The following is a 15,531-nucleotide window of genomic DNA, read 5'->3' as shown; positions in this document are numbered from 1 at the left end:
TGCTCCTCTCCGGCTTCTTTCCTCCCGCGCTGCTGCGCGGCTCTCGTCCGTCACGGAGGCATCACATGGCTGACCCGCGTGGGTTCATCACGACGCCAAGGAAGGTCGCCGAGCGGCGGCCGGTCGCGGAGCGCGTGCACGACTGGAACGAGGTCTACCCGGGCTCGCCGGGGCGGGCGCTGCTGCCGATCATCTCGGAGCAGGCCGGGCGCTGCATGGACTGCGGCATCCCCTTCTGCCACACCGGCTGCCCGCTGGGCAACCTCATCCCCGAGTGGAACGACCTCGTCTGGCGTCGTGACTGGGACGAGGCGCTGGAGCGGCTGCACGCCACGAACAACTTCCCCGAGTTCACGGGTCGGCTGTGCCCGGCGCCGTGCGAGACGGCCTGCGTCGTCGGCATCAACCGCGACGCGGTGACGATCAAGAACGTCGAGGTGACGATCATCGACAAGGCGTGGGACGAGCGCCGCGTCGCCCCGCAGCCGGCGGACTGGCTGACGGGCAAGACCGTGGCCGTCGTCGGGTCGGGTCCGTCGGGCCTCGCCGCCGCGCAGCAGCTGACCCGGACGGGTCACACCGTCGCGGTGTACGAGCGGGCCGACGCCCCGGGCGGTCTGATGCGCTACGGGATCCCCGAGTTCAAGATGGAGAAGAAGGTCCTCGACCGCCGGATCCGGCAGATGCGCGACGAGGGCACGAACTTCCGCTGCGGCGTCGACGTCGGCGGGTCGGTGACCTGGTCCCAGCTCAAGGAGCGCTACGACGCGGTCGTGGTCGCCATCGGCTCGACCGTCGGGCGCGACCTCCCGGTGCCGGGCCGCGAGCTCGGCGGCATCCACCAGGCGATGGAGTACCTGCCGCAGGGCAACCGGGCCGCGCTCGGCAACGCGCCGGAGAACCAGATCAGCGCGCAGGGCAAGCACGTCGTGATCATCGGCGGCGGCGACACCGGTGCTGACTGCCTCGGTACGGCCATCCGGCAGGGCGCGGCCTCGGTCACGCAGCTGGAGATCATGCCGACCCCGCCGACCGACCGGCCCGAGAACCAGCCGTGGCCGACCTACCCGATGACCTACCGGGTCAGCTCGGCGCACGAGGAGTCGGGCGAGCGCGTCTACTCGGTCTCCACCTCGGAGTTCCGCGGCGACGAGCAGGGGAACGTGAAGACGCTCGTCCTGTCCGAGGTCGTGTTCCAGGGCGGCAAGCTCACGGCGATCGAGGGCACCGAGAAGGAGATCCCGGCCGAGCTCGTGCTGCTGGCCATGGGCTTCACCGGCCCGGAGAAGAAGCAGCTCGTCGAGCAGCTCGGCGTCGGCGTCGACCCGCGCGGGAACATCGCCCGCAACGGTGACTACGCCACGGACGTCGAGGGCGTCTTCGCCTGCGGCGACGCGGGCCGCGGCCAGTCGCTCATCGTCTGGGCGATCGCCGAGGGCCGCGCCTGCGCCAACGGCGTGGACAAGTTCCTCTCGGGCACGTCCGCCCTCCCGCGGCCGATCGGCCCCGAGGTCCGCCAGATGATGGTCTGAGCCTGAAGCTCACCCACCCCCAAGAACCCCCGCGAGCGGTAGGTTGCCGCGCCAGATCCTCACGATTCGGCGCGGCAACCTACCGCTCGCGGTGCCTTCGGCGGGAGGGCTACTGGGCAGCGCCGATGGAGGTGGCAGCCTCGACCTCGACCAGGCGGCCGGACTTCACGTCGTAGACGTAGCCGTAGACCGGGATGCCCGCGGGGACGAGCGGGTGGTTCCGGATGCGGGTGACGTCGTCGACGACCGCCTGGTCGGCGTCGGCGATGGTGAGCCAGTCGACGTACGCGCCCTCGGTCGAGCCGGGGCCGGTGCCGACGTCGTGGAAGCCGTCCTCGCCCAGCGCGGCCGTCTCGAGGCTGGACGCGAGCAGGCCGCGCATCACGTCGTCGGTGAAGAACTCCATGCCGCACTCGGTGTGATGCACCACGAAGAACTCGGCGGTGCCGAGCAGCTTGTAGCTGATGACGAGCGACCGGATGGCGTCGTCGCTGGCCCGGCCGCCCGCGTTCCGGATGACGTGGGCGTCGCCCTCGCTGAGCCCGGCGTACTTCGCGGGGTCGAGCCGGGCGTCCATGCAGGTGAGGATGGCGAAGTGGCGGGCCGGCGGCAGGGCGAGCGAGCCTAGGTCGCCGAACCCGGCGGCGTACGTCTCGTTGGCGGCCAGCACCTCGGGCAGCACGGACATGACATCTCCTCGTCGTTCGTGCGCGACCGGTGCCACGCGATACCCGACCCTAGCGCTAGGGAATAGCCGGTCAGCGGGCCCGCAGCGCCCGCCGCGTCGTCAGCAGGTCGACCAGGGTCTTGACCAGCAGCAGCACCACGACGGCGAGGACCGCGGGGCGTCCGAGCCAGTCCGGCAGCGTGCCGACCACCCGGCCGTACGACGCGACCGGCGAGTCCGGAAGGCCGGCGAAGAACGAGGCCATGAGCAGCAGGAAGGCCACGATGACGCCGACCTGCAGCACGACGATGCGCGGGTACGGCGCGAACATCGCCTGGCGCGGCGTCGTCCGGGCCCGCAGGCCCTCGGGCCCGAACCAGGTCCGGACCAGCTCGACCGCGTAGCGCAGGACGACGAGGACGACCGGCACCCCGAGGGCGAGGACGCCGAGGTCCCAGCCGAGGCGCCACGCGACGACGAGGGTGAAGCCCAGGTGCACCGAGCAGAAGATGCCGTAGTGCACGCAGAAGAACAGCGCGGTCTGCACGCGGCGCGAGGGGTCGACCTCGGCGGTTCCGACGCGGACCAGGGTGATGAGGCCGAGCACCACGTCCTCGCACCAGAACAGGAGGAACACGTTGCCCGCGGGCCAGCCCAGGGCGAGCACCCCGACCAGCGTGAGCAGGTTGACCGCCACCGACAGCCCGAGGGCGAGCCAGACGCCGCGCGGCTCGACGGGCGGCCCGGTCGGTGCGCTCGGACGGGGGGCAGGAGAGCCGGGCCGGGGACCGGCACCGCCGGACGGGAAGCCTTCCCCGTACGCGGGCGTCCGCGGGTAGGAGGGGCGCTGGTCGGGCGGCACGCGCCCAGCGTCGCACGGCCCGGGGCCGGCCGCCGCCCCTGCCGCGAGGTCCGCGGGAGGGGTCAGCCGGCCGGGTCAGCCGGCGGTGTCGACGCGGACGCCGTTGAAGCGGTAGCCGCGCTTGACCACGGTGGTGATCAGCCCCGGCACGTCCAGCGCACGCCGCAGCCGGCTCATCGCGACCTCGAGGGCGTGGTCGTCGAGCTGCTCGGGCAGGGCGGCGACGAGGTCGTGCCGGGAGACGACCCCCTCGGCGGCGGCCAGCGCCTTGAACAGGGCCAGCGCGCTCGGGCCGAGCAGCACGCTGCGCCCGCCGACCGCGACGCTGCGCCCGCGGACCTCGACGAGCGTCTCGTGGGCTCGGTAGACCTGCACGTGGTGGACCGCCAGGTCCTCGCAGACGAGCCGGATCAGGGCGCCGAGCCGGTAGCGGTCGGGGACGATCGGGACGATGCCGGCCTCGACGAGCGGCTGGGCGGTGACCGGCCCGACGGCCGCGGCCGTGACGTGGTCGCCGTGCGCGGCGACGAACGCCTCGCCCAACCCCATCCCGTACGCGGTCTCCAGCGTCGCGGCGGCGCCGGGCGCGCTGGTGTAGGTGATCGCGTCGAGCTGGCGCGAGCACGCCGACTCGATGAGCCGGGAGAGCCGGTCGCTGCCCGTGGGACGGACCCAGCGGTAGGGCGTGACGGTGACGACCTCCGAGCTCACCGCGCGCAGACGGCGCAGCTGCTCCTCGTCGGTGAAGCCGTGCAGCTGGATCGCGACGCGGGGGCGGACCAGGCCCGACTCGGTGACGGCGTCGACCAGCGCGGCCGTGGTGTCGGTCTCGCTCAGGTGGGCGTCCACCAGGCCGGCCGCGCGGACCGCGCCCACGGCCTTCGGGCCGCGGGCGAAGATGCGGGCCTGCTCCAGCACCGCCGTCAGCTCGGCGCCCAGCCCGACGGCGTCGGCGACCTCGAACCAGCGCCGCATGCCGTAGCCGGTCGTCACCAGCACCACCTCGGGACGGGCCCGGATGAGCGCGCGGGTCTCGTCGACGAGGGCGGAGTCCTGCTCGTTGGGCGCGATCTTGAGCGCCGGCGCGTGCAGCACCTGGGCGCCCCGGCGCTCGAGGGCGGCGATGAGGTCGCCCGAGCGACGGTCCGACGTGACCCCGATCCGGAACCCGCGCAGCTGGTCGACGCGGAGCCCGGGCGCCGGCCGGGCGTACGGGTCGGCGGCGCGGTCGGCCCGTGCGGCCCAGGCGCCGGTGCGCGCGCTCACGGTCCGGACCGGTCGGCGACGTCGTCCGGTGCCCGGGCGTCCTCGGAGGTCAGCGCGGCGTCGGGGGTCAGCGCGTCCGCCCAGGCAGGCAGGTCGTCGAGGACCCGGGCGGCGTCGGCCAGGCCGGGCGCGACGCTGACCACGGCACCGATGACCACGACCGCGGGCGAGGCCACCTGGAGCCGCCGTGCGTCGTCGGCGAGCGACCCGAGCCGGCTGAACGTGCTGCGCTGGGAGTCGGAGTAGCCACGCTCGACGACGGCGGCCGGAGTGTCCGGGTCCATCCCGGCGCGGAGCAGCCCGGTGGCGATCTGCTCGAGGTTGACGACGCCCATCAGCACGACGATCGTGCCGCCGAGGCGGGCCAGCCCGTCGAGCTCGGCCTCGCTCGGGCGCTGGTGGCCGGAGATGACGGTGAACGCGTGGCTCAGCCCGCGGTGGGTGACCGGGATCCCGCACGCGGCCGGGACGGCGACCGCGCTGCTGACGCCGGGGACGACGCGCACCCGCACGCCGGCGTCGAGGCAGGCGAGCATCTCCTCGCCACCCCGGCCGAAGACGAAGGGGTCGCCGCCCTTGAGCCGGACCACGGACTGGCCGGCGCGGGCCCGGTCGACGAGCAGCTGCTCGATCGAGCGCTGCTCGACCGGGTGGTGGAAGGGCGTCTTGCCGACGTCGACCAGCTCGGCGGCCGGCGCGAGGGCGGCGAGGTCGTCGGTGGGGGCCAGCCGGTCGTAGAAGACGACGTCGGCGGCGCCCAGCGCCGCCACGGCCTCGACGGTCAGCAGCCCCGCACGCCCGGGGCCGCCGCCCACGAGCGTCACGGCGCCGACCGTCTCGGCGGGCGCCTCGGTCGTGGTCATGACCCGGAGGTGCCCCGCCAGCTCGACGACGCGGTCGCGCAGGGGCGCGGCCGGGTCGACGAAGACGACGATCCAGGCCGGGCCGACCAGGCGGAGCAGCGCCGACGTGTCGTCGGGCGCCGGGGCGGCGACGTAGCGCACGGTGTCGAGGCGCGTGCCCGGTGGGCCGTCGGTCGCGACCAGGGTGACGCGGGCGCCGCCCCGGACGAAGCGGGCGACGCAGCGGCGTGCGCCGGCCGCGGAACCGAGGACGACGACCTTGCGGCCGGTGACGTCGAGGTCGAGCTGCACGGCAGCCACCTCCTGCGGACGTGAGCCGTCGGGGGGTGGCTCGGGTAGGCCTCACCCTAGGAAGCCGGCGTTACCCCTCGATGTCCTCCGCGTAACTCGTGGCTACGCCGTCGGGGCCGGGGCGGCACTTCGGGGTGACCTCGCCGACACCACGGCGTAACAACCGGTCGGTCGGGGGCGGCCGAAGAGCCTCTCACCCGCCCTCACGGGGCTTCCTACGGCGTGTGAGAGATCGGTGAACACGTCGTAACGCCGACGGTCACGGGCTGTGACAGCCCTGCCCAACCATGAAGGCGTGAGCGCGCCGCCCACGTCCGGGGCCACCCTGACGCACTGCCCGTACTGCTCGCTGCAGTGCGGCATCGAGCTGCGCCCGACCGTGCCGGGGCTGCCCGGGCCGCTGGCCCTCGAGCCGCAGAGCGACTTCCCGACGAACCTCGGCGGGCTGTGCTCCAAGGGCTGGACGGCCACCTCCCTGCTCGACCACCCGCAGCGGCTGCTGACCCCGCTGGTGCGCACGGTGCGGGGTGACCGGACCAGCCCGTTCCGCCCCGCGACCTGGGACGAGGCGCTCGGCCAGGTCGTGGACGGGATCACCGTCGCGCAGGGGACGTACGGGCGCGACGCCGTGGGCTGCTTCGGCGGCGGCGGGCTCACGAACGAGAAGGCGTACGCGTTCGGCAAGTTCGCCCGGGTCGCGCTGCGGACGTCGATGATCGACTACAACGGCCGCTTCTGCATGTCGTCGGCCGCGACCGCGTCGAACCTGGCGTTCGGGATCGACCGCGGCCTCCCGTTCCCGCTGGCCGACGTCGCCCGCGCCCGTACGGTGCTGCTCGTCGGCTCCAATCCGGCGGCCACGATGCCGCCGGCGATGCAGCACCTCGACGCCGGCCGGGCTGCCGGTGCCACGCACGTCGTGGTCGACCCGCGCCGGACCGCCACGGCCGCCGGCTCCACGCTGCACCTCGCGCCGCTGCCGGGCACCGACCTGGCCCTGGCCAACGGGCTGCTGCACCTCGCGGTCAAGCAGGGCGCGGTGGACGAGACCTACGTCGCCCGCCGTACGCGGGGCTTCGCCGCCGTCCGGGCCGGCGTGGCGTCGTACTGGCCCGATCGCGTCGAGCGGATCACCGGGGTGCCGACGGCGCAGCTGCAGCAGACCCTGGACGCGCTGACCGCCGAGAGCGCGATGATCCTCACCGCCCGCGGGGCCGAGCAGCACAGCAACGGCACCGCGACCGCGACCGCCTGGATCAACCTGGCCCTCGCGCTCGGGCTGCCCGGCAAGCCGTTCTCCGGCTACGGCACCGTGACCGGCCAGGGCAACGGCCAGGGCGGGCGCGAGCACGGCCAGAAGGCCGACCAGCTGCCCGGCTACCGCAAGCTCGCCGACGCGGCCGACCGCGCGCACGTCGCCGCGGTGTGGGGGATCGACCCCGACGAGCTGCCGCGGCCGGGGCTCTCGGCCTTCGAGATGCTCGACCGGATGGGGACCGAGGGCGGGGTCCGGGCGCTGGTCCTGATGGCGTCGAACCTGGTCGTCTCGGCGCCCGACGTCAACCGGGTCGCGGCCCGGATCGCCGCACTGGACTTCTTCGTGGTCTCCGACCTCTTCCTGTCCGAGACCGCCGAGCTCGCCGACGTCGTGCTGCCGACGGCGCAGTGGGCCGAGGAGTCGGGCACGATGACCAACCTCGAGGGCCGGGTGATCCGGCGCCGGCAGGCCCTCCCGCCGCCCGAGGGCGTGCACGACGACCTCTGGGTGATGAAGGAGCTGGCCGAGCGGCTGGACCGGGGGCGGTACTTCTCCGCCGACCCGGACGTCGTGTTCGCCGAGCTGCGCCGGGCCAGCGCCGGCGGTCTGGCCGACTACTCGGGCATCACCCACGCCCGGATCGACGCCGAGCAGGGGGTGTTCTGGCCCTGCCCCGACACGACGGCGGACGGCGGCGCACCCCACCCCGGCACCCCACGGCTCTTCGCCGAGACGTTCCCGACCCCGGACGGCCGGGCGCTGTTCCGACGGGTCGAGCACACCGAGGCGGCCGAGACACCCGACGCGGACTACCCGTACCTGCTGACGACCGGCCGGTTGATGGCGCAGTACCAGAGCGGCACCCAGACCCGGCGGGTGCCGGCCCCCAGCCAGTCGTCCGCCCAGCCCGAGGTGCAGCTGCACCCCGACCTCGCCCGCCGGCTGCAGATCGGGCACCACGACGTCGTGCTGCTCTCGACCCGGCGCGGGGCGGCCACGTTCCGGGCGCAGGTCAGCGAGGACATCCGCGCCGACACCGTGTTCGTGCCCTTCCACTGGGGCGGCGCCTCCGCGGCGAACGCGTTGACGAACCCCGCGCTCGACCCGCAGTCGAAGATGCCGGCCTTCAAGGTCTGCGCGGTCGCCGTCTCCCGGCTCGGCGCGCCCGACGACGACGAGCTCCTCGCTCGTCCCCCCGCTCACACCGTGCTCTCGGCGCCGACCGCGCCGACGCTCAACCAACGACTCCAGCCCAGCCGACGTAAGGACGTCCCGATGCTCGCCCAGAACCGTTTCCTGCAAGGCGTCTTCCCCTTCGAGGGCGCCGGGATGGACAAGCCCGCCCCGATCTCGCCCGAGCTGACCCACGTCGTGCCCGAGGGCGTGGTGAGCCAAGCGCTGTACTTCCGCGGAGGGAACTCCAGCGACGAGCTGGTGAGCCTCGTGCTCATGCGCGACGGCGTGGCCATGCGCTACTTCCCGATCGGCGCCAAGGCCGACGTCCACGTGCCGCTGCGCGTGGTCGAGGACATCGACGGGGGGTCGGTGGTCGAGCTCCGGCTCCTCGCGCCGGAGGGGACCAGCGGCACCCTCGTGGTCGACCTGGGTCTGGTGGAGCACTGATGACGGCGGTCGAGGAACGTTCTTTGAGCCTGTCGAAGGGCCAGAAGCGACGCCTCGTGGTCATCGGCAACGGCATGGCCGGTGCCCGGGCGGTCGAGGAGATCCTCGCCCGCGGCGGGGCGGAGCAGTTCGCGATCACGATGTTCGGCGACGAACCGTACGGCAACTACAACCGCATCATGCTCAGCCACGTCCTGTCGGGCGAGGAGAGCCACGAGGACATCTACCTCAACTCACTCGAGTGGTACGTCGAGAACGACATCGCGCTGCACCGCGGCGTCCGGGTCGACCGGATCGACCGGCACGCCAAGGTGGTGATCACCGACGACGGGCGGACGGAGCCGTACGACGAGCTGATCATCGCGACCGGGAGCCGGTCGTTCATGCCGCCGATGGACGGGCTGCGCCGCCCGGACGGCACGACCCTGCCCGGCGTCTTCGCCTTCCGGACGATCGACGACACCCGCGCGATGATCGAGCACGCCACGCACGACGAGCACCACCGCGCGGTCGTGATCGGCGGCGGGCTGCTCGGGCTCGAGGCGGCCCGCGGGCTGCAGCACTACGGGCTCGACGTCACCGTCGTGCACTCGCCGGCGCACCTGATGAACGCCCAGCTCGGGCCCGAGGGTGGCGAGATCCTGCGCCAGAGCATGGAGGCCCTGGGCATCCATGTCGTCTGCGGCAACCGCAGCACCGCGATCTGGGGCCCGGACAAGGTCCGCGGCCTGCGGCTCAAGGACGGCGCCGAGATCGAGTGCGACCTGGTCGTCGTCGCCGCCGGGATCCGGCCGAACACCGAGGTCGCGCTGGTCAGCGGGCTGACCGTCGAGCGGGCCATCGTCGTCGACGACGCGATGCGGGTGCTCGACGAGGACGACATCTACGCCGTGGGGGAGTGCGTGCAGCACCGCGGCGAGGTCTACGGGCTCGTCGCTCCCCTCTGGGAGCAGGCGGTCGTGCTGGCCGACCAGATCACCGGGGCCGACCCGACGGCGGCGTACCTCGGCTCGCGGACCGCGACCAAGCTCAAGGTCGCCGGGGTCGACGTCGCCTCGATGGGCCTGACGTCGCCCGAGCGGGAGACCGACGAGCACATCGTCTTCTCCGAGCCGAAGCGCGGTGTGTTCAAGTCGATCGTCATCCGCGACGACAAGATCGTCGGCGCGACGCTGCTCGGCGACAGCTCCAAGGTCGCGTTCCTGCAGCAGGCGTTCGACCGCGGACTACCGCTGCCCGAGCACCGGGTGGAGCTGATGTTCGACCTCGGCGGGCCGAGCGAGGAGGTCGGCGTCGCCGAGCTCGCCGACGACGCGCAGGTCTGCAACTGCAACGGCGTCTCCAAGAAGGCGATCGTCGACTGCGTCGGTGCCGGCTGCAAGACGGTGTCGGGCGTCATGGACAAGACGCGCGCCGGCAAGGGGTGCGGCACCTGCAAGGGCCTGGTCGCGCAGCTGGTCGAGCACGCCGCGGGCGGCGCGGTGGAGGAGGACCCGGCGGCCGGCTACTACGTGCCCGGCATCCCCATGGGCAAGGCGCCGCTCATGGAGATCATCCGGGAGCGCCGGCTGATGACCCCGTCGGCCGTGTTCGCCGCGCTCGCGCCCGACGGCGAGGACGCGCGGTCGAAGATGGGGCTGGCCTCGCTGCTCAAGATGATGTGGGGCGAGGACTACGTCGAGGAGAACGACTCCCGCTTCATCAACGACCGCGTCAACGCCAACATCCAGCGCGACGGCACCTTCTCCGTCGTCCCGCAGATGCGCGGGGGCGTCACCACGGCCGCGCAGCTGCGCCGGATCGCCGACGTCGCCGACAAGTACGCGGTGCCGATGGTCAAGCTCACGGGCGGGCAGCGGATCGACCTCCTGGGGATCAAGAAGGAGGACCTGCCCGGCGTCTGGGCCGACCTGGACATGCCGTCGGGGTACGCGTACGGCAAGTCGTTCCGGACGGTCAAGACCTGCGTCGGGCAGGAGTTCTGCCGCTTCGGCACCGGGGACTCCACCCGGCTCGGGGTCGAGCTCGAGACCCGCATGCAGGGCATGGAGTCGCCGGCCAAGATGAAGCTCGCGGTCTCGGGCTGCCCCCGCAACTGCGCCGAGTCGCTCTGCAAGGACGTCGGCATCGTCGCCATCGAGGGCGGGCGCTGGGAGATCTACGTCGGCGGCGCCGCCGGCGCGCACATCCGCAAGGGCGACCTGCTGTGCACGGTCGACACCGCCGACGAGGCGAAGACGATCACGGGCCGCTTCCTGCAGTACTACCGCGAGAGCGCGAACTGGCTCGAGCGCACCTACGCCTGGGTCCCGCGCGTCGGGGTCGAGCACATCCGCGCCGTGGTGGTCGAGGACTCCGAGGGCATCGCCGAACGTCTCGACGCGGCCGTCCAGCTCCACGCCGACACCCACGTCGACCCGTGGACGCAGGGGCGGGAGCCGTTGACGCCGGGGCAGTTCCGGACGGCTCTGCCGCTCGAGGTCCTGCCCCACGTGCCGGCCGACCGGGCGACCGAGCTGCTGGGCGGTGCCTGGTGAGCGCGTCCGTCGAGGTCGCTCCGGAGGTCGGGTCGGGCGTCGAGCACCGGCTGGGTCCGGTCGACCAGATCCCGTACGGCGAGGGCCGCGCCTTCGACGTCGCCGGCCGGCAGGTGGCCGTGTTCCGGATCCGCGACGGCCGGGTCCGCGCGCTGTCGGCGGTGTGCCCCCACCGCGGCGGCCCGATCGCCGACGGGCAGACCGACTCCGAGGTCGTCCTCTGCCCGCTGCACCTCAACGCGTTCGACCTCGACACGGGGTGCTCGACCACCGGAGCCGCCCCCCTCGAGCGGTTCGACGTCCGCCTCGACGGCGCCGAGCTCGTCGTCACCGTCTGACCCCGCCCGCCCGTCTCCGCCCCGCCCCTCCGACCCTCGGGAAGAACTCATGTCGACCGACCTCTCCACCACCCACCTCAGCAGCGCGGCGCAGAAGCAGCTCGGCGGCCGCTGGATCGACGACTGGCGCCCCGAGGACGAGGCCTTCTGGGCGTCCACCGGCCAGCGGGTCGCGAAGCGCAACCTGATCTTCTCGGTGATCAGCGAGCACATCGGCTTCTCGGTCTGGAGCCTGTGGTCGGTGCTCGTGCTGTTCCTGGGGCCGGCCTACGGCTTCGACCCGGCGCAGAAGTTCCTCCTCACCGCGCTGCCCACGCTCGTGGGGGCCGCGCTGCGGATCCCGTACACGTTCGCGGTCGGCACGTTCGGCGGGCGGAACTGGACGATCGTCGCCGCGCTGATGCTGCTGATCCCGACGATCGCCATCGCGATCGTGCTGAAGCCCGGGGTCTCGTTCGGCACCCTGCTCCTGGTCTCGCTCCTCGCCGGCGTCGGCGGCGGCAACTTCGCCTCGTCGATGACGAACATCAACGCGTACTACCCCTCCCGGCTGAAGGGCTGGGCCCTCGGCATCAACGCGGGCGGCGGCAACCTCGGCGTCCCGGTCGTCCAGCTCGTCGGCCTGCTCGTGCTGGCCACCGTCGGGGTGACGCACCCGCGGGTGCTGGTCGCCGTCTACATCCCGCTGATCGTGCTGGCCGCGCTCGGCGCGGCGCTGACCATGGACAACCTGACGCAGAACTCGAACGCGAAGGGCGCGATCCGCGAGGTCACGCGCCACCGCGAGACCTGGATCGTCGCGCTGCTCTACATCGGCACGTTCGGCTCGTTCATCGGCTTCGGCTTCGCCTTCGGTCAGGTCCTGCTCGTGCAGTTCCCGGAGCAGTTCCCGGTGCCGGTCAAGGCGGCGGCGCTGACGTTCCTGGGTCCGCTGCTCGGCTCGCTCGTCCGCCCGATCGGCGGCCGCCTCGCCGACCGCTACCAGGGGTCGCGCGTCAGCTGCGTCAACTTCGTGATCATGGCCGTCGGTGCCGTGATCGTGCTGCTCGCGTCGCGCGCGAACTCGCTGCCGGTCTTCATCACCGGCTTCGTGATCCTCTTCGTCTTCAGCGGGATCGGCAACGGCTCGGTCTACAAGATGATCCCCGCGATCTTCCACGCCAAGGCCGACACCGCCGTGGCCGACGGCACGAGCCGCGAGGCCGCGGACACGCAGGCCCGGCGCCGTTCCGGAGCCCTCATCGGGCTCGCCGGCGCGATCGGCGCCTTCGGGGGTGTGCTGGTGAACCTCGCCTTCCGCCAGTCGTTCCTCACCCTCAAGAACGGCGACGGTGCGTACGTCACGTTCATCGCCTTCTACGCGATCTGCGTCGTCGTGACCTGGGCCGTGTTCATCCGCAACCGCCCCGGCCGGCTCGTGGGCGTCTGAGGCCGGCCTCGACCCGCACCGCGCAGGTCAGACCGCGAGCAGCCGCTCGCACGCCTCGACCAGCCGCGCCCGCAGCGGGGCGCCCCGCTCGGCGAACCCGCGCTGAGCGGCGGCGTACTCCGCCTTGCCCGTCGCCGTCTCCACCGCCAGCGGCTCGACCCCGAGGGACGTGAGGTCGTACGGTGCCGCGCGCATGTCGACCAGGCGGATGTCGCGGGCGAGCTCGAAGCAGTCGGCGACCAGCTCGCTGGCGATCATCGGGGTCAGCCGGAAGGCGTGCTTGTAGAGGTCCATCCCGGCGTGCAGGCAGCCCGGCTGCTCGTGCTCGGCCCGGTCGCCCGCGGTGGGGCGCAGCACGTTGAGCCCGCGCGCCGGAGGCGTGAAGAAGCGGTACGCGTCGAAGTGCGAGCAGGTGATCCGGTGCGACTCCACGACCGTGTCGGTGCCCGCGGGCCCGAGCCGCAGCGGCCAGGCGGCGTGCCGGGTGTCGTCCGGCCCGAGCCGGTAGACCATCGCCCACTCGTGCATCCCGAAGCAGCCCAGGTGCGCGGGCCGGGACGCCGTCGCGGAGAGCAGTCGGTGCACCGACTCCACGAGCGGGCGCTGCGCGGCGACGTGGTCGTGCGTGACCGTGCCGTCGGCGTACCCCTTGAGCCGGTCGTGGTCCGCCGCGTCGAGCAGGCGGGTGCCCCACCCCGGGTGCCAGCGGCGCAGCTGACCCGGGCGCTGGGAGTAGTAGGTGAACAGGAAGTCGTGGACGGGGTGAGCGACCCCGCTGGCGCGGCGGGCCATGTGAGGGGCGACGAGGGCGTCGACCCGGGCCGCGTGCGCGGCGGCCCGGGGCTCCCAGTCCGCCCGCTCCATCGTCTGCACCCGCCGAGGCTAGTGGCGGGGGCCGGAGAGCGGGAACGGGCAGGATGAGCGCGTGACCACGTACGTCGCCCTCCTCCGCGGGGTGAACCTGGGTCCGCACCGGGCGGTGGCCATGCCGCGGTTGGCCGAGCTGGCTCGGGGCCTGGGGTACGACGACGTGTGGACCTGGGTGAACAGCGGGAACCTCGTGCTGACCACGCCGAGGGCGGCGGCGACCGTGGAGCGCGAGGTCGCCGACGCGCTCGAGCGGGAGTACGGGACGCGGATCGACGTCACCGTCCGGTCGGCGGACGAGCTGGCGGCCCTGCTCGGGGAGAACCCGTTCCCGGAGGGGTCCCCGAGCCGGGTGACGGTCGCGTTCCTGACCGGTCCGGCGCCCTACGGGCTGGAGGGGCGGATCGCAGCGGTCGCCACCGACGCGGAGCCGTTCGTCGTCGCGGACCGCGAGGTGTGGGTGCTCTACGGCGACGGCATCGCCGGCAGCCGGCTGGCGACGGGCTTCATCCGGACCGTCGGCGTGAGCGCCACGACCCGGACGTTGGGCACGGTCACCCGGGTCGTCGCCAAGATCCGGACCAGAGCGGGCTGAGTCCTCGTCCCGGCTGGCCCGGACCCGCACGGCCGGGCCAGCCGGACGGGCTCAGCCGACGGACGCGTCCATCACCAGCGCGCCCCGGTCGTCGGTGACCTGGACCTCGGCCGTCGCGTCGAGGCTCACCGCCGCGTTCACCGAGCAGTGCAGGGGCTGGGACCCGGTGCCGAGGAAGCTGCCCGCGGGCACCCGGGTGCCGTCCCGCGTGAGGAACACGACGGTGTAGGTCCCGCCGTCCGCGAGCCCGCTCGCCTGGAGGTCGAGCTCGGTGCCCCAGGTGTGGCGCACGAGGCCCGCCTGCGCCTCGACCGCGGCCGGCAGCACCCGCAGGCTGACGGCGACGACGGGCGGCGCGTCGGGCGTCCCGAGCGTGCGCCCGCCCAGCGCGAAGGCCCCGACGAGGCCGGCGGCGACGAGCCCCCCGGCCAGGACGCGCCGCACCCGGGAACGTCGCGCCGCGGCCCGGCGGCGCGCCCCGACCGTCGCGAAGATGTCGTCGGCCAGCCCGGCGGGCGGCGCGGCGTCGAGGGGAGCCAGCGTGTCCGGGTCGAGGCCGCGCAGAGCGGCGGCGACCGTGTCCAGCGACGCCAGCTCGGCGCGGCAGTCCGCGCACCCGGCCAGGTGCTCCTGCACCCGGGCCCGGTCGGCCGCGTCGAGCTGGCCCAGCGCGTACGCACCCAGCAGCTCGCGCTCCTGCCGGTGCTGATCGGGTCCCATCACTCCACCCCCATCCTCGTCATCGTCGTGCGCAGGGCCTTGAGGGCGTAGAACATCCGGCTGCGGAGCGTGCCGGCCGGCACGCCCGATTCTGCGGCCAGCTCGTCGTACGAGCGCCCCCGCAGGTAGGTCTCCACGATCACCTCCCGGTGCTCGGGGCTGAGCTCGCGCAGCGCCGTGCCGACGACGGCGCGGGCCAGGACGTGCTCGGTCGGGTCGTCCACGGGGTCCAGCCTGGCCTCCAGCCCGCCCTGCTCCATCGCGTGGGCCCACGACGGACGGCTGCGGCGGCGGTGGACGTCGAGCATGACGTTGCGGGCGATGGCGAAGAGCCAGACCCGCACGCTGGCGAGGGCCGGGTCGTAGCGGTGCGCCGCCTGCCACGCCCGCAGGAACGTCTCCTGCACGGCGTCCTGCGCCAGGCCGGGGTCACCGAGACCCCGCAGGACGAAGCGGTAGAGCTCCGAGCCGTGGGCGGCGTACGCGGCCCGCAGGCCGACGTCGTCGGACAGGTCCTCGGTGTGCGCCACGCAACCCTGCTCCTTCCGCGTTCCCCCGGTCGCTATCCCTACGCCGACCGGAGCCGCCGCGTTCATCTCGATTCGGAGCGGTCCACGCCGGAGGCGGTCCGATCGAAGCAGGACGTGGTCGCGGGTGCCGACATACGAGCGCATTCATTCGTA

At 73.4% G+C, this 15,531-nt stretch carries 13 protein-coding genes; 6 read left to right on the top strand and 7 right to left on the bottom strand.

Annotated elements, in window-relative coordinates; genetic code table 11:
• Positions 1 to 65: 65 nt before the first annotated feature.
• The gene (locus tag FHX39_RS11485; RefSeq protein WP_183338548.1) at positions 66 to 1,532 is read left to right on the top strand and encodes a glutamate synthase subunit beta; all 1,467 of its coding nucleotides are present in this window, start codon (positions 66 to 68) and stop codon (positions 1,530 to 1,532) included.
• Positions 1,533 to 1,641: 109 nt separating this feature from the next.
• Here the strand turns inward: FHX39_RS11485 and FHX39_RS11480 are convergent, their stop codons facing one another.
• The 4 genes from FHX39_RS11480 to cobA form a co-directional block, all read right to left on the bottom strand.
• Positions 1,642 to 2,220: a beta-class carbonic anhydrase gene (locus FHX39_RS11480; RefSeq protein WP_183338546.1), complete on the bottom strand. Its 579-nt coding sequence runs from the start codon at positions 2,218 to 2,220 to the stop codon at positions 1,642 to 1,644.
• Positions 2,221 to 2,290: 70 nt separating this feature from the next.
• Entirely contained in the window at positions 2,291 to 3,061 is a 771-nt protein-coding gene (locus FHX39_RS11475) for a DUF6498-containing protein (RefSeq protein WP_183338544.1), read from the bottom strand.
• Between the two features lie 75 nt (positions 3,062 to 3,136).
• A complete protein-coding gene (locus FHX39_RS11470) occupies positions 3,137 to 4,327 on the bottom strand; it encodes a uroporphyrinogen-III synthase (RefSeq protein ID WP_183338542.1) in 1,191 nt (396 codons plus the stop codon).
• Positions 4,324 to 5,481, bottom strand: a complete 1,158-nt coding sequence (gene cobA, locus FHX39_RS11465) for a uroporphyrinogen-III C-methyltransferase (RefSeq protein WP_183338540.1) — start codon at positions 5,479 to 5,481, stop codon at positions 4,324 to 4,326. The genes FHX39_RS11470 and cobA overlap by 4 nt, the downstream gene beginning before the upstream one ends.
• Before the next feature lie 295 nt (positions 5,482 to 5,776).
• On the opposite strand from cobA, the gene FHX39_RS11460 reads away from it, so the two are divergent.
• The 4 genes from FHX39_RS11460 to FHX39_RS11445 are packed head-to-tail and all read left to right on the top strand — an operon-like array spanning position 5,777 to position 12,666.
• A complete protein-coding gene (locus tag FHX39_RS11460; RefSeq protein ID WP_183338538.1) occupies positions 5,777 to 8,362 on the top strand; it encodes a molybdopterin oxidoreductase family protein in 2,586 nt (861 codons plus the stop codon).
• Positions 8,362 to 10,899, top strand: coding sequence for a nitrite reductase large subunit NirB (nirB, locus tag FHX39_RS11455; protein ID WP_183338537.1), 2,538 nt, complete (start codon positions 8,362 to 8,364; stop codon positions 10,897 to 10,899). Before FHX39_RS11460 ends, nirB begins: the two co-directional genes overlap by 1 nt.
• Complete coding sequence (locus FHX39_RS11450) at positions 10,896 to 11,237, top strand: Rieske (2Fe-2S) protein (RefSeq protein ID WP_183338535.1); 342 nt, start codon at positions 10,896 to 10,898, stop codon at positions 11,235 to 11,237. Before nirB ends, FHX39_RS11450 begins: the two co-directional genes overlap by 4 nt.
• Before the next feature lie 49 nt (positions 11,238 to 11,286).
• On the top strand, positions 11,287 to 12,666 hold the full coding sequence (locus FHX39_RS11445) for a nitrate/nitrite transporter (RefSeq protein ID WP_183338533.1): 1,380 nt from the start codon (positions 11,287 to 11,289) through the stop codon (positions 12,664 to 12,666).
• A gap of 27 nt (positions 12,667 to 12,693) precedes the next feature.
• Here FHX39_RS11445 and FHX39_RS11440 read toward each other — a convergent pair whose 3' ends face one another.
• The gene (locus FHX39_RS11440; protein WP_183341296.1) at positions 12,694 to 13,530 is read right to left on the bottom strand and encodes a 3-methyladenine DNA glycosylase; all 837 of its coding nucleotides are present in this window, start codon (positions 13,528 to 13,530) and stop codon (positions 12,694 to 12,696) included.
• Between the two features lie 61 nt (positions 13,531 to 13,591).
• Here FHX39_RS11440 and FHX39_RS11435 point away from each other — a divergent pair, with 61 nt between their 5' ends.
• Positions 13,592 to 14,128 (top strand): DUF1697 domain-containing protein, encoded by a 537-nt coding sequence (locus FHX39_RS11435; RefSeq protein ID WP_183338531.1) that lies wholly within the window; start codon positions 13,592 to 13,594, stop codon positions 14,126 to 14,128.
• A gap of 51 nt (positions 14,129 to 14,179) precedes the next feature.
• On the opposite strand, the gene FHX39_RS11430 is transcribed toward FHX39_RS11435, so the two are convergent.
• On the bottom strand, positions 14,180 to 14,848 hold the full coding sequence (locus FHX39_RS11430) for an anti-sigma factor (RefSeq protein ID WP_183338529.1): 669 nt from the start codon (positions 14,846 to 14,848) through the stop codon (positions 14,180 to 14,182).
• Complete coding sequence (locus FHX39_RS11425) at positions 14,848 to 15,378, bottom strand: sigma-70 family RNA polymerase sigma factor (RefSeq protein ID WP_332836789.1); 531 nt, start codon at positions 15,376 to 15,378, stop codon at positions 14,848 to 14,850. Before FHX39_RS11425 ends, FHX39_RS11430 begins: the two co-directional genes overlap by 1 nt.
• Positions 15,379 to 15,531: the final 153 nt, after the last annotated feature.

Source organism: Microlunatus antarcticus (genome assembly GCF_014193425.1).
GTDB lineage: Bacteria > Actinomycetota > Actinomycetes > Propionibacteriales > Propionibacteriaceae > Microlunatus > Microlunatus antarcticus.
This window is presented reverse-complemented; position numbering and strand designations above follow the sequence as displayed.

Excerpts from the sequence above, each read along its gene's own strand:
- FHX39_RS11445 (WP_183338533.1), top strand. The coding sequence starts at position 11,287 with ATGTCGACCGACCTCTCCACCACCCACCTCAGCAGCGCGGCGCAGAAG.
- FHX39_RS11485 (WP_183338548.1), top strand. The coding sequence starts at position 66 with ATGGCTGACCCGCGTGGGTTCATCACGACGCCAAGGAAGGTCGCCGAG.
- FHX39_RS11440 (WP_183341296.1), bottom strand. The coding sequence starts at position 13,530 with ATGGAGCGGGCGGACTGGGAGCCCCGGGCCGCCGCGCACGCGGCCCGG.
- FHX39_RS11480 (WP_183338546.1), bottom strand. The coding sequence starts at position 2,220 with ATGTCCGTGCTGCCCGAGGTGCTGGCCGCCAACGAGACGTACGCCGCC.
- FHX39_RS11430 (WP_183338529.1), bottom strand. The coding sequence starts at position 14,848 with ATGGGACCCGATCAGCACCGGCAGGAGCGCGAGCTGCTGGGTGCGTAC.
- nirB (WP_183338537.1), top strand. The coding sequence starts at position 8,362 with ATGACGGCGGTCGAGGAACGTTCTTTGAGCCTGTCGAAGGGCCAGAAG.